The sequence below is a fragment of the Holdemania massiliensis AP2 genome (assembly GCF_000327285.1).
Classification (GTDB): Bacteria; Bacillota_I; Bacilli_A; order Erysipelotrichales; family Erysipelotrichaceae; genus Holdemania; species Holdemania massiliensis.
Window position 1 is genome coordinate 802,901 of sequence record NZ_HE998567.1, and the last position, 13,166, is coordinate 816,066.

At 49.2% G+C, this 13,166-nt stretch carries 13 protein-coding genes; all 13 read right to left on the minus strand.

The genetic code is table 11. The features are described 5' to 3' along the window. Positions 1-88: 88 nt before the first annotated feature. Entirely contained in the window at positions 89-2,725 is a 2,637-nt protein-coding gene (locus BN162_RS03785) for a heavy metal translocating P-type ATPase (protein ID WP_020223744.1), read from the minus strand. Positions 2,726-2,959: 234 nt separating this feature from the next. Further along, positions 2,960-3,736 (minus strand): septum site-determining protein MinD, encoded by a 777-nt coding sequence (gene minD, locus BN162_RS03790; RefSeq protein ID WP_040451138.1) that lies wholly within the window; start codon positions 3,734-3,736, stop codon positions 2,960-2,962. Then, positions 3,724-4,302: a hypothetical protein gene (locus BN162_RS03795; RefSeq protein WP_020223746.1), complete on the minus strand. Its 579-nt coding sequence runs from the start codon at positions 4,300-4,302 to the stop codon at positions 3,724-3,726. The genes minD and BN162_RS03795 overlap by 13 nt, the downstream gene beginning before the upstream one ends. Beyond that, the gene (locus BN162_RS03800) at positions 4,284-4,832 is read right to left on the minus strand and encodes a hypothetical protein (RefSeq protein ID WP_020223747.1); all 549 of its coding nucleotides are present in this window, start codon (positions 4,830-4,832) and stop codon (positions 4,284-4,286) included. The genes BN162_RS03795 and BN162_RS03800 overlap by 19 nt, the downstream gene beginning before the upstream one ends. Beyond that, on the minus strand, positions 4,829-5,677 hold the full coding sequence (gene mreC, locus BN162_RS03805; protein WP_020223748.1) for a rod shape-determining protein MreC: 849 nt from the start codon (positions 5,675-5,677) through the stop codon (positions 4,829-4,831). The genes BN162_RS03800 and mreC overlap by 4 nt, the downstream gene beginning before the upstream one ends. 41 nt (positions 5,678-5,718) lie before the next feature. Further along, positions 5,719-6,405, minus strand: a complete 687-nt coding sequence (gene radC, locus BN162_RS03810; RefSeq protein WP_040451139.1) for a RadC family protein — start codon at positions 6,403-6,405, stop codon at positions 5,719-5,721. Next, the gene (locus BN162_RS03815; RefSeq protein ID WP_020223750.1) at positions 6,387-6,872 is read right to left on the minus strand and encodes a hypothetical protein; all 486 of its coding nucleotides are present in this window, start codon (positions 6,870-6,872) and stop codon (positions 6,387-6,389) included. The genes radC and BN162_RS03815 overlap by 19 nt, the downstream gene beginning before the upstream one ends. A gap of 123 nt (positions 6,873-6,995) precedes the next feature. Then, a complete protein-coding gene (locus tag BN162_RS03820; RefSeq protein ID WP_020223751.1) occupies positions 6,996-7,205 on the minus strand; it encodes a hypothetical protein in 210 nt (69 codons plus the stop codon). Beyond that, entirely contained in the window at positions 7,192-8,031 is an 840-nt protein-coding gene (locus BN162_RS03825) for an HAD-IIB family hydrolase (RefSeq protein ID WP_020223752.1), read from the minus strand. The genes BN162_RS03820 and BN162_RS03825 overlap by 14 nt, the downstream gene beginning before the upstream one ends. Before the next feature lie 188 nt (positions 8,032-8,219). Next, a complete protein-coding gene (locus BN162_RS03830; protein WP_020223753.1) occupies positions 8,220-9,365 on the minus strand; it encodes an amidohydrolase in 1,146 nt (381 codons plus the stop codon). Positions 9,366-9,368: 3 nt separating this feature from the next. Continuing rightward, positions 9,369-10,514, minus strand: coding sequence for an amidohydrolase (locus tag BN162_RS03835; RefSeq protein WP_020223754.1), 1,146 nt, complete (start codon positions 10,512-10,514; stop codon positions 9,369-9,371). 151 nt (positions 10,515-10,665) lie between these two features. Then, on the minus strand, positions 10,666-11,631 hold the full coding sequence (locus BN162_RS03840) for a nucleoside hydrolase (RefSeq protein WP_020223755.1): 966 nt from the start codon (positions 11,629-11,631) through the stop codon (positions 10,666-10,668). Between the two features lie 156 nt (positions 11,632-11,787). After that, entirely contained in the window at positions 11,788-13,101 is a 1,314-nt protein-coding gene (locus tag BN162_RS03845; protein ID WP_020223756.1) for an HlyC/CorC family transporter, read from the minus strand. Positions 13,102-13,166 lie beyond the last annotated feature (65 nt).

Genomic DNA, 13,166 nt, shown 5'->3' on the forward strand with positions numbered 1-13,166 from the left:
CATAATTCAAAAGTATTGTTCGGCATAATTTTTAAATTTTATTCGGCATATTTTCAAATTCCTAAACACTTAATTAAAAATGATCTGTTTATTGAACTTTCAGCGCCCGCATCGAGTTGAGAATCGCTAACAGCGTTACTCCCACGTCAGCGAATACACCCATCCACATATTGCTTTTGCCAAACAGCGTCAGAATCAGCACGCCGATCTTGATCGCTAAAGAGAAAACAATGTTCTGACGCAGAATCGCATGGGTCTTGCGGGAAATTTGGATCGCCGTTGCCAGCGCTGCCGGATCATCTTTCATCAAAACGATATCCGCGGCTTCAATCGCTGCATCACTGCCGACGCCGCCCATCGCGACGCCCAGATCCGCCCGCGCCAGAACCGGCGCATCGTTGATGCCGTCACCGACAAACGCAAGTTTTTTGCCTTCCGGCTGAGCTGCCAGCAGCGTTTCCACCTGTTCAACTTTATCCTGAGGCAAAAGCTGGGCATAGACAGTATCAATACCGATTTGAGCAGCCACCGCTTCCGCAACCTTGCGGTTATCACCAGTCAGCATTACGGTATTGCGGACACCTGCCTGTTTCAGCTGGCTGATCGCAGCAGCGCTGGTGTTTTTGATCACGTCGCTGATAACCAGCCAGCCCAGATATTCCCCTTCCTGAGCCACATGGATGATCGTTCCGATTTCTTCCACGGCTGGACAATCCAATCCCTGAGCTTGCATCAGTTTTGTGTTGCCCAGTGCCAGCTTCCGACCGCTGACTTCAACCTCAACACCCTGTCCGGAAATTTCTTTATAGTTGCGGATTTTTTGGTTGTCAATCGGTTGGCCATACGCCGCAACGATCGAGCGGGCGATTGGATGATTGGAATAGGCTTCCCCATAAGCAGCCAGCTGCAGCAGGGAGTCGGCATCCGCATGAACAGGCTGAATTCGGGTGACGGAAAAAGTACCCTGTGTTAATGTTCCAGTCTTATCAAAGACAACGGTATCAACGTCTTTTAAAATTTCTAAGAAGTTGCCGCCCTTGACCAGAATGCCCTGCCGGCTGGCGCCGCCGATTCCGGCAAACAGCCCCAGAGGAATGGAAATAACCAAAGCACACGGGCAGGAAACAACTAAGAAGGTCAGAGCTCGATACAGCCAGACTTCAAACGATCCCATCTGCAGCAGAAACGGCGGAATCACAGCGACAAGAATCGCCGCTATGACCACTGTCGGCGTATAAACACGGGCAAACTTGGTGATGAAGCGCTCAATCGGTGCTTTTTTAGAGCTGGCATTCTCGACCAGTTCAAGAATCCGTGAAACTGTAGATTCACCAAATTCTTTTGTGACTTTCACCTGAACGACACCGCTGAGATTGACCATTCCTGCCAGAATCTCATCGCCGCTCTGCGCATCCCGCGGCAGACTTTCCCCTGTCAGGGCAGAGGTATCCAGGGAGGTTTCCCCTTCCGTCAGGATGCCGTCCAGCGGGACCCGCTCACCTGGCTTGATTAAGATCATCTCGCCGATCATGACGTTTTCCGGATCAACTCGCATTTCTTTTCCATTCCGCACAACCGTCGCATACTCAGCCCGGATATTCATTAACGAACCGATGGATTTGCGGGATCGGTTGACAGCATAGGACTGGAACAATTCGCCAATCTGATAGAAAAGCATAACCGCAACGCCTTCCTTGTAATCTCCGATCGCAAAGGCTCCGATCGTCGCCACGCTCATCAAGAAGGTTTCATCAAACCACTCTCCCTGCAGTACGTTGCGAATAGCACTGTACACCACTTCCCCGCCGATCAGCAGGAAGCTGATTAAAAAGAGGATGAAGACATAGCTTTCCGCCTGCAGAATAATTCCTGCGATGAAAAATCCAATTCCGATCAACAGCTTGGCATTTTGCCGGAAGAAGCTTTGCGGCTTGGCTTCGGGTTCTGGTTGTTTCATTCCCGTTTTCATCTCTACCACCGCGACTTCCGGTTCCAGTTTCTTCACGACAGCTGTAATCGCTTCAATCAAGGCCTCACGGTCAGAGGAAGGTTTGGCATCAACCAGCAATGTTTCCGTTGAGAATGTGACCGAAGCTTCTTCAACCTCCGGCATGGCATTGACTGCGCGCTCGATTTTAGCTGCACAGTTGGCACAGTCCAATCCTGCCAGACGCAGTTTCAGCTCGCCTTTTACCGCAGAGTGATCTAGAGTTGGAATTTCTTCATGATCATGACCGCAGCTGCACCCTTCTTCATGATGGTGATGTTCATGTTTGCCATCGCAATCAGCATGGTCATGATGATGATCATGACCGCAGCCACATTCTTCTTCATGGTGATGATGGCCGTGTTCACCATCGCAATCAGCATGGCCGTGATGATGATCATGACCGCAGCCGCAGCCTTCATCATGATGGTGATGGTCGTGTTTGCCATCACTATCAGCATGGTCATGGTGATGATCATGACTTTCTGTCTGTGCATTGGATCTTACCCTATCTTTGCCGTCGGTTATTTCAACGACGTTGATATCCGGCTCAGCCTTCTTCACCGCTTGAATAATCTGTTCTTTTTTAGAGTCGCCTTCAAACTCGACAATCATCTTTTTATGAACAAAGTCAACAGTAACTTCATTCAAGCCTTTAATTTTGCCAACCTGGCGTTCCACCTTCATCGCACAATTCGGGCAATCCAGTTCAGGCAGCGCATACACTTCTGTTTTCATAGTTTTTTCCTCCAGCTTTCGTGTTGGATGTTCCTTGACAAGGAACAGGGCTGATGAAAACGCAACAGAGATTCTGTTATATATGAACATGTGTTCATATGTTTTCTGTTCACATTATAGACTACTGAGATTCGATTGTAAATAGGCAAAAATATTTTTTGTGATTTTTTTGCTTACACTTATTATTCTTCCCCCGTTTACTATAAAAATGAAAAAAGATCGCCGCAGCGATCCTTAACCAAACAGTTTCTGAATAATATTCTTTTCCTTGAATTTCGGCAGTGTTGCTTTTTCTCCCAGCAGGCGCTGAGCGATAACGGTATAGCATTGCGAAGTGATTGAGCTGCGCTTCAATGCCATCGGTACGCCGCGGTTGTTGCAGGCGATCAGATTTTCATCCTCATAAACCAACCCGATAACCTCCAAGCCCAGCCAATCGGCGGCTTCCTTGACGCTTAAGGAAATTCCTTTTTCAATATAACGCGGATTAACGCGGTTCATCACCAGCCGAATGGTCGTCTTGCCTTCCTTCAATAAAATACCGATCACACGGTCGCTGTCCTGCAAAGCCGCGATATCCAGATTCACAACAATCAGCGCTTCATCAGCGCAGCACATCGCATATTGAAAGCCCCGCTCGATGCCCGCTGGCGAATCCAGCAGAATAAAATCAAACTGATCCCGCAGCTGATCGACCACCGTCGTCAGATCTTCCAGCTTCAGCCTTCCGATATTCACGGTTCGGCAGGCTGCCATCAGATAAAGATTTTCACAGCGCTTATCCTGAATCATTGCCCGGCCTAGCGGACACCGGCCTTCAACCGCATCCTTTAAATCATAAAACACACGGTTTTCCAAGCCCATCATCACGTCCAGATTTTTTAAACCCAGATCCATGTCGATCATACATACTTTTTTGCCTAATGACGCCAGCGCGATGCCGAGGTTGGCGCAGACTGTCGTTTTGCCGACGCCGCCCTTGCCGCTGGTGATCATGATTACCCTTGCCACACTTCTTCCTCCTTCAAACATAGACTTGTGCATCTCTGATTCTCATAATACACACAGACTTTCGCGAAATTTGTCATAATCTGCCAGTCGCTGTCTGAAATCTTGATGCGGGCATGATCCAGTCCCAGCGCGATCAGCTGACACGCCGGATCAAAAAGCCGGATCTGTCCGGCTACGGTGCCCAGCACAATTAACGGACCGCCGCCGCGCATTTCAATCTGAATCGGCTGGCGCACATCATGAAATAAAACCGCAGCGCCTTCCAACTGGATCACCTCGCCAGCCCGCAAAGGATCGCGAATCAAACTGAGCGCTCCCTGGGCTGCCGGTTTTTTCTGAATGTAAATCCCTCGGCACACACAGCCAGTCACCTGCAGGATTTCAAACAGTTGTTTTAACCGTTCTGCGCCGGGATCGCTGTCAAAAAAAACTTCGGCTGGATGACCATTGCGGGTCTGCAGCAGCCGAAGCTTGGCCTCCAGCTCCACTGCCTGATCCTGCCAATGATGGCATTCCATGCGAATTGTGAGTCCGGAGTTCTGGCCGATTATTTTAACTGTTCCCATCTGAGCTTCTCCCCTTTTCTGCGGATGGACTCCCGCCGAATCTGCAGGGTCTGCCGCTGATCATTCATCCAGATCACAAGCAGAAGCGGCGCCAAATTGCCGACAAGCGTCGTCACCAAACGCTTGCTCAGCCATGTCATTAAGGACATCGCCGACAGATTGCTTGCGGTCATGTAGAAGTATATCAGAAGCTCTTTGACGAAAATGATCGAAAGTAAGAGAATCATCAGTTCTAATAACGAAGAACTGATATGTTTGCTCCAAATATGAATAAGAAAGGCACACGCCAGGCAGACCAAGGTACTGAGCATGAAGTGATCGCCGCTCAGAAAATCAAAGACCAACCCTGCGAGAAACGCTGTGAACAACGAATCCAACAGATTTTTCTGCCGCACTGTCAGCATCAGGGCACAAAAGCCCATACTGGGAATAAAGACGGAATGAATCAAAGCAAAGTCAAATGGAAACAACGCTGTCAGAATCATATCGGCAGCCAAACATAAGCCGATAAAAGCTGCTTCGTAAATCACTGCGCTGCCCCCTGGCGGCGAACGACGCAGACATAATTAAACGATTGGAAATCCGCGGCCGGGCTGACATAAATATTCATGCCGACGGCATTGCTTAACTCTTCAACCTTGCTGACGTTGCCGACTAACAAACCAGATGGAAAGACGCCGCCCATACCGCTGGTGACAACCCGCATCTGCTCCGTCACCGTCGCTCCGGAGTTGAGTAATTTGACAACAAAACCTTGCTCATTGCTGTCATACTTTTCCAAAATGGCGTCAACCGTCTTTCCTTCGCCGATTTCAATCTTTACGGACACTTTATTTAAGCCGTCCTCGGAGGTAATGAGCTTGACCGTTGACGTATGTTCAGTGACCTTCGTTACTTTGCCGATCAATCCTTTGGGCGTAATCACGGCATAGTTCACTCCAACCCCATCGGCACTGCCTACATCCAAAGTTAACAGATTATTCCATGCTTCCTGCGAGCGGGACAAAACAGTTGAAGGAATCAGATCGTAATCGGAAACGATCGTCTTTAATTCGGCGATCTGTTTTAATTCTTCAATCTGCCGCTGCGATTCCGCAAGCTGTGCCTGCAGTGAGGCGATCTGATCAACTTGAGTCCGAAGCAGATCATTTTCCTGACGGACCTGCCACAGCCGGGAGAAGGAAGTAAAGAAATCCGTCACCGTCGTTACCGGATAATCAATCAATGAGTATTTAATCATGGAAAAAGCGTTATACCCCTGCCGGCTGATTTCACTGAATGGCGTTGTGACGCTGACAACGTTCAAAATCAAGGAAAGCGACACAGTAATGCCGATCAGCCAAAGCAGTATTTTTTGAAAACGATTCAATTTCATTTTATCACCTGCGTCTATTATACGGTGATTGATCCCGAACTTCAATCTAATAATCCATGCGCGCGAAAGCTGAAATACTGAGTGGCGCTGACGATTAAATGATCCAGCAATTCAATCCCGATCAGTTCCCCCGTTTCTTTCAAGCGCTGAGTAATGATTCGATCCGCCATGCTGGGAGTCAGATCCTGCGATGGATGATTATGCACGACTAAAATACGGCAGGCTGACGTCAGCAAAGCTTCTTTAAACACTTCGCGAGGATGAACGATGCTGGCGTCCAAGGTTCCTTTGAACAACAGCCGGTGTTCTAAAATGTGATTTTTGGCGTCGAGATAGATCGCTAAAAAATGTTCCTGCTGCTTCCCGCCGATCTCCCGGCCCAGCCAGTTCATCAAGGCTTCGGGATTGGAAACCACGTCGATATCCCGGGTTCGTTCTTCACTGATCCGCCGCGCCAATTCAAAACAAGCTAAGATCTCCAAGCCGCGAACCTGACTGATCCCTTTGATCTGCATCAATTCTTTCAGCGTCAAGCGGGACAGCCCGGCAACGCCCTGACTTCGGTGCAGCAATTCCTCGGCGATCATCAGACTGGAAGAACCGGGGACGCCGCTGCGCAGGATCAGCGCCAATATTTCTTTGTTGGAACAATGCTCAATTCCCTGCTGCAGCGCTTTTTCCCGCGGCCGTTCTTCACAGGGCATTTCTCTTACGGTTGTGATGTACATCCCTCCAATACAACGGCAGTCTGACCTTCTTCCAGCTGTTGACGCTGCGTTTCATTCAGCGTGCATGAACGTTCCATCCATTCGTAATCCAGATCAATCATCCGCTGTTTGCATTGCCGGGTCACCTGTGGATCCAGGCTCATTCCCACCGCGACAATCTGGTATTGATCCCGTGGATAAACAACGGGCGTAAACCCATCCTGCTCTAAAAATGCCGTCAGCTCACGAACTGAGCTTTCCTGGGCAAATACCCCGGCCTGAATCCAGCTTAGAGTGGAAGTGGAAACAGCTCCGTTTTCCGCATTAACCGGCGCCGCGGGTTCCGCACTTGGTGTGACCGTGACTTCCAGAGCATCCTGGGGAGCTGAACTTGTTTCACTGATCCGGGCAAACAGACCAAAATACAGAACGCAGAAGCCCAGCGACAACAGTACGGCCATCATGGTTACGATTGAACTTTTTTTCATTTGGCTTCACCTCTGGTATCAGCCTATGAAAAAGTCAAGCGATTCAGTCAGACTGCTCACTTACAATATTCGCTGAAAATTTGATTTTGCCTGTCTAAAAAACCAAAAAAAGGAGATTTTTTCTCAAATTTCTCCTTTATCCTTTATTTTTGTCTGTGAGAGATTTGTTTTCAAGGCTTCAGGATCTTCTGAAGCCGCTAAGGCCAAAGTGATTATCTGAGCCAAAAGCGGTTCAATTTTCTCTGCGCGGCCTTGATGATCTTCAAACTGAACTTGTTCGATCAATTCTGCGCTGAGGACCGCCAGCCGCTTTATCGCCTTATACCGTTCCATGATTTTGTTCCTTTTCATTCTGATTCAGAATCATCGCGACAGCCTGAGCAAAAGCTCCCTCCTCACAGCTGCCGACAAGCTGATCCACTTGCGTTTTAACCGCCTCCACAGCGTTATTGGGCGCAAACGACAAGCCGGCTTCCGCCAACATCTCCCGATCATTGTTGCCGTCCCCGATCGCCGCTAGTTCCTTAAGCGAGATGCCGCGTTTTTCGCACAGCTGCCTCAAAGTCAGCGCTTTATGTACGCCCTGCGGTGTAATATCCAGAAACCCAGGTCCGGAACGAGTCAGCGTCACATCACGGAGCGTTCTGCGCGCCGCTGCTTCAATTTCATCTAATTGATCAGGATCTCCAGTCAATCCTGCCATGCATGCGGGTTTTTGGATATATGAAAAGAAATCCGAGCCGACCACAAGGAAATCTATGCCGACAATCGTGCGGTCACTGTCAAGCGAAGCATCATAGCCGTCGGCTACCATCAGATCTTCCTGCTGAACCGCCAGGGTTACTCCGGAATGGGCATCGGAAAACTGTTTCAGCATTTGAATCTGTTCAGCACTTAAACTATGCAGCACCGTACGGATACCGCTAAAACAGTCAATGAGTTCCGCGCCGGCCGAAGCAATGATCATGCCGCCTTTTTCCTTCATCTGCAGCTGAGCTTCCAATTTCCGAACTCCGGCATAAATTCGCGCTGTGGCCAGCACGAGTTCAACCCCCTGCTCCCGCAGCCGATCCGCCGCGGCCAGGTTCACCGCAGGAATGGAATAAGTTTGATGAGAAAATAATGTGTTGTCAATATCAGATGCTAAAATTCGAATCATACACTTCGCTCCTTGCCGCCCCTCTGTTTTCCTGCTTTTTAAGACTGCAGAAACCGAACGGTGTAAATTTTCTATGTTTTTACTATATCACAAATTGCTAAACACGCGAAGTCCCCAATGAAAAAGAGGAATGACCGCAGAGAATTTTGTTCTGCTCCATTCCTCTTTGCTTTCGCTAAACCTTCAGATCAATCTACGATCTCGCCATTGACCAAAACATGACGGATCGTTGTAAAAATTGTCAGCGGATCCCCGTCCGTCATGACGATGTCGGCATCCTTTCCGACTTCTAATGAACCAACCCGATCCTCAATGCCTAAATGCTTTGCCGGATTAATTGTAATCGCCTTGAGTGCTTCCTCGTGATCCATCCCGGATTTGACCGCCAACCCAGCCGACATCGCCAAATATTTTAACGGAACGATCGGCGCATCGGTGACGATTGAAACCTGCAGCCCCGCCTTGCTTAACACCCCCGGGGTGGTAAAGGTCATGTTGCGGATTTCAAACTTACTGTTGGCATGCAGATTCGGTCCGACTGCCAGCGGAACGTTGGCCGCCTGCAGCTGCGGAATAATAAACTGCCCTTCGGTCACATGTTCCAGCGTCAGCTTCAAATCAAACTCCTTGGCGATTCGAATCGCCGTGCAGATATCATCGGCACGATGAGCATGCGCCTTTAACGGCAGCTGCTTGCGGACAACCGGCAGCATCGCATTCAGCTTCATATCGAAAGCCGGCCGCTTCGCCGGATCCTGCTGAGCCTCGCTGAGCTTCATTGAATATTCGTTTGCCTTAAACAACAATTCACGCAGCTTGGCCGCCGTCGCCATCCGGGTATTGTTGTTTTTGCCTTGATAACAGCGCTTCGGATTCTCACCGAAAGCACACTTCATCGCGACCGCCTCTTTGACGATCATCTCATCCACACAGGTACCGACCGTTTTGACCGCCGCAAAGGTTCCGCCCACGACATTCGCGCTGCCCGGACCCGTTCCAATTGTCGTTACGCCCGCGCAAACGGCTTCTTTAAATGAAGGATCAAACGGATTGATCGCATCAATACCGCGCAGCTGCGGCGTAATCGGATCGGTGGATTCGTTGGTATCGTTGCCCTCAAAACCAATCCCATCCTCATACAATCCAATATGACAATGACAGTCGATAAATCCCGGATAGATGTCCAATCCGGAAGCATCCATCACCTCGCACTCCGAAGGAACTTCAAGCTGCTCGCCAATCGCCGCAATCTTGCCGTTGTCGATCAGGATATCCGCCGTGATCGTTCCCTGATCAGCCATCGTATGAAGCTTACCGTTTTGAATCAGTCGCATGACTTAAGCCACGACCTTTCCATCAATGATGACGACTTCCGGCTGGGCGGATACTTCAAAACAGCTGCCCTCGATGACCAGAATATCCGCATCCTTGCCGATTTCCAGGGATCCAACGCGGTCTTCAATTCCGATATGCTTCGCGGCATTGATCGTAATCGCTTTTAATGCATCCCATTCCTTCATTCCGGATTTGATTGCCAGTCCGGCACACAGCGGCAGATACTGCTGCGGAATGACTGGAGAATCCGTGATGATCGATACCTGACAGCCCGCAGCCGCCAGAATTCCCGGCGTTTCAAAGGTTTTGTTGCGCAGCTCAAACTTGCTGGCATGGGTCAGGGACGGTCCGACGGCCATCGGTACCGGCTCATCCTTCAGTTCATCCACGATCAGATGGCCTTCCGTCACATGTTCCAGCGTCAGCTTAACATTGAACTCCTGCGCAATCCGCAGCGCTGTAAAAATATCATTGGCCTGATGCGCATGGGCCTTTAACGGCAGCTCGCGGTGCAGAACCGGACGCAGCGCCTCCAATTTCACATCCAGCGGCGGCAGCTTGGATTCATCCTCAGCCGCGGCTGTTACCTTGCGGTCATATTCCTTTGCCTTTAAAAGCATTTCCCGCAGTTTTGATGCCGTCGACATCCGGGAGTAGTTATTTTTATCTTTGTAGCAGCGCTTCGGATTTTCACCGAAGGCACATTTCATCGCGACTTCCTTTTTTACGATCATCTTGTCAACGCGCTTGCCAACCGTCTTGATCGCGGTAAAGGTACCGCCCAAAACGTTAGCGCTGCCTGGACCCGTACAGACCGTCGTAATGCCGGCCAACGCCGCCTCGCGGAACGTCGGATCCATCGGATTGATGCCGTCGATCGCCCGTAGCTGCGGAGTCAGGATATCTGTCATTTCATTGCAGTCATCCCCTTCAAAGCCGATCCCGGAACCATCCAGGCCAATGTGGCAATGCGCTTCAACAAAACCCGGATAGACATTTTTATCCGTAGCGTCGATAATCTCACAATCCTGCGGTACGATTAAATTCTGACCGATGGCCGTGATCTTTCCATTTTCCGCCAAAACATCCGCAAGATACGGTTCCTCATGAACCGCGTCGTGAACCCAACCATTTTTAATACAAATCATAGTTCGCCCTCATTTCTTTCAATAGGTTCATTATACAAAATTTTACAAAAAATGAAAGTGACAAAATCAAAATTTCATCACTTTCATTTCTGTTACATTTAAGTTGATTCGTCAGCCAGTTTTACTTTGCACTGGCCTTTTATCCCATTTTTTATGATTCTGTCTTTTCTGACAGACTTAAGGTTTTTGTCAGCGAAGCCGTAAACAGCTCAAGAAAACGCTGAACATCGACGTCAACCGCCATGTGATGATCCTTCTGCGGATCGTTGAGCCGGCTTAAATCCGCAGTCGTACGGCCTCGCCCGGGCCCTTCGAGATCGGCCTTCAAATTGACCGGCAGGGTTGTGATGAGCTCCGGATGCAGCGCCGCCGCCACCGCCAGTGGATCATGCAGCGGACAACCCGCCAAACGGCGGCGGTCCGTCTTATAATAATCGAGATAGAACTGCATTAAACCGCACACCAAGTCTGAGGCTTTCGTTTTTAACTGCTGCAGATTGTCAATCTGTGCCTGATCATACAATGTTTTCAAAGTCACATCCAGTCCAATTAAAACTAACGGAAGTCCGCTGCTCAGCACCTCGGCTGCCGCTTCCGGATCCACGCGCACATTGGCTTCCGCAAACGGTGTTTCATTGCCCGCAACCGTTAAAGCCCCGGCCATGCAGACAACCTTGCCAATTTTATTTTTAAAATCAGGATGGCAGCGCAATACTTCAGCCAGTGTTGTTAAAGGTCCGGCTGTCAGCAAGGTTAATTCAGAGCCATACCGATCGGCCGCCTCTGCAATCCAGTCGACAGCACGCTGAGACTGAATAAGCATCCCGTCCGAATCTGTCGGGGCATTGCCGAAACCATGTTCGCCATGCACAACGCGGCACATCGGCGTCGGCGCAAAAGCAGTTTGATTTAACGGATGCGCAGGTCCGGCAAAAAGCGGAATATCCTTACGGCCCAGCACTTTCAGCAGCGTCGCTGTATTTTCCAGCGCCTGTTCACGGACAACGTTGCCATACGTGCAGGTAACGCCGATCACCTCGGCTGCCGGATCGCCTAAAGCATAGCTCAGCGCCAGGGCATCATCAATGCCGGTATCTAAATCCAAGATTAGTTTCATCACGGTTTTCTCCTCTTCCTGTTTTCATTGTATGCCTGATTTACAGCCGCCGCAAGATGAACATGGAATTCACAAACGGAAAGGCTGCACGAATTCCCTTGATGCATAAAAAAAAGCCGGCAGCGCCGGCTTAACTCTTTTCTACTATTCAGCGGACTAAAAGGAAAGCATCTTCATCCCGTTTTGCTTCTTCGGCTTGTGATCATCATCCTCATCCTCCTGATCAGGCTGAATGACGCTGACTTTCACTTCAATCACTTTACGGGCATCCGTCTGCGTCACAGTCACAACAAGATTTTTATAAGTGAACGACTCTCCGACCTTCGGAATCCGTTCCAGCTCATGAATGACCCAGCCGCTGACGGTGATGAAGTCATAATCTTCCTCATCTTCCAAACCGAAAAACTCAAACATATCGTCCAGATCCATATCGCATTCAATCAAATACGTGTTGGGATCCAGTTCCTTGTAGTATTCTTTGACCTGATCGTGTTCATCATAGATTTCACCAACCAGCTCCTCGAGAATATCCTCCAGCGTGATGATGCCCGCTGTACCGCCATACTCATCCAGCACGACCGCCATGTGCGTTTTGGAACTCTGCAGCTGTTTAAGCAAGGTTGAGATTTTAACATGCGGGCTTGTATATAACAACATCTGTGTGATCGATTTGAACGTTCCCATGTGATTGTAATATAAATTGTAGAAATCCTTTTCATGAATGACGCCGACAATGTTGTCAATCGAGTTTTCATATACCGGCAGGCGTGAAAAATTGTTGTTGCGGAACATCAGTTCAATCTCATCCAGCGAATCGGTCACATCCACCGCCACGACATCCACCCGCGGGGTTAAAATATCCTTCACGTCCAGATCATTGAATTCAATCGCCGCACAGATCAGATCGCTTTCATGGGCTTCCAGATCGCCTTCATTCTGCGCTTCTTCTACGATCGTCAACAGTTCTTCCTGCGTCATTGAATCATCATTTTCGACTTTAAACAACATCGAAAGCAGTTTTTTCCATAAACTAAACAGGAAATTGATCGGCGTCAACAGCGTCTGAATGAATCCGATCACTCCGGCCACCGCCATCGCAAACTTCTCCGGACTTTCCTTGGCAATGCTTTTCGGTGAGATCTCGCCAAAGATCAGAATCACCACCGTCATGACTGCCGTCGAAAGACTGACTCCGGTATCGCCAAAGCCTAAATTCTGCACGAACAAAACTGTCGCCAGTGACGAAGCCAAAATATTGACCACGTTGTTGCCGACCAGAATCGTGGATAACAATCGGTCGTATCCCTCAGCCAGCTCCAGTGCCTTCTGCGCCTTACGGCTGCCGGCCGAAGCCATGTTTTTTAATTTTATTCTATTGATACTGGAATAGGCCGTTTCGGTCGCCGAGAAAAAACTCGAACATAAAACCAAGACTGCCAATACTCCAATCAGCGTCATCGTATTACTCATCTTACCTCTCTCCTTTATTTATCTTGATCTGTCAGTTTCAGTGAACTACTCTCAGAATCGGATAA

What these genes read in the sequence shown, in the direction of transcription:
- BN162_RS03785 (WP_020223744.1), bottom strand. Translation starts at nt 2,725, where the DNA reads ATGAAAACAGAAGTGTATGCGCTGCCTGAACTGGATTGCCCGAATTGT.
- BN162_RS03795 (WP_020223746.1), bottom strand. Translation starts at nt 4,302, where the DNA reads ATGGGAACAGTTAAAATAATCGGCCAGAACTCCGGACTCACAATTCGC.
- mreC (WP_020223748.1), bottom strand. Translation starts at nt 5,677, where the DNA reads ATGAAATTGAATCGTTTTCAAAAAATACTGCTTTGGCTGATCGGCATT.
- radC (WP_040451139.1), bottom strand. Translation starts at nt 6,405, where the DNA reads ATGTACATCACAACCGTAAGAGAAATGCCCTGTGAAGAACGGCCGCGG.
- BN162_RS03815 (WP_020223750.1), bottom strand. Translation starts at nt 6,872, where the DNA reads ATGAAAAAAAGTTCAATCGTAACCATGATGGCCGTACTGTTGTCGCTG.
- BN162_RS03820 (WP_020223751.1), bottom strand. Translation starts at nt 7,205, where the DNA reads ATGGAACGGTATAAGGCGATAAAGCGGCTGGCGGTCCTCAGCGCAGAA.
- BN162_RS03825 (WP_020223752.1), bottom strand. Translation starts at nt 8,031, where the DNA reads ATGATTCGAATTTTAGCATCTGATATTGACAACACATTATTTTCTCAT.
- BN162_RS03830 (WP_020223753.1), bottom strand. Translation starts at nt 9,365, where the DNA reads ATGCGACTGATTCAAAACGGTAAGCTTCATACGATGGCTGATCAGGGA.
- BN162_RS03835 (WP_020223754.1), bottom strand. Translation starts at nt 10,514, where the DNA reads ATGATTTGTATTAAAAATGGTTGGGTTCACGACGCGGTTCATGAGGAA.
- BN162_RS03840 (WP_020223755.1), bottom strand. Translation starts at nt 11,631, where the DNA reads ATGAAACTAATCTTGGATTTAGATACCGGCATTGATGATGCCCTGGCG.
- BN162_RS03845 (WP_020223756.1), bottom strand. Translation starts at nt 13,101, where the DNA reads ATGAGTAATACGATGACGCTGATTGGAGTATTGGCAGTCTTGGTTTTA.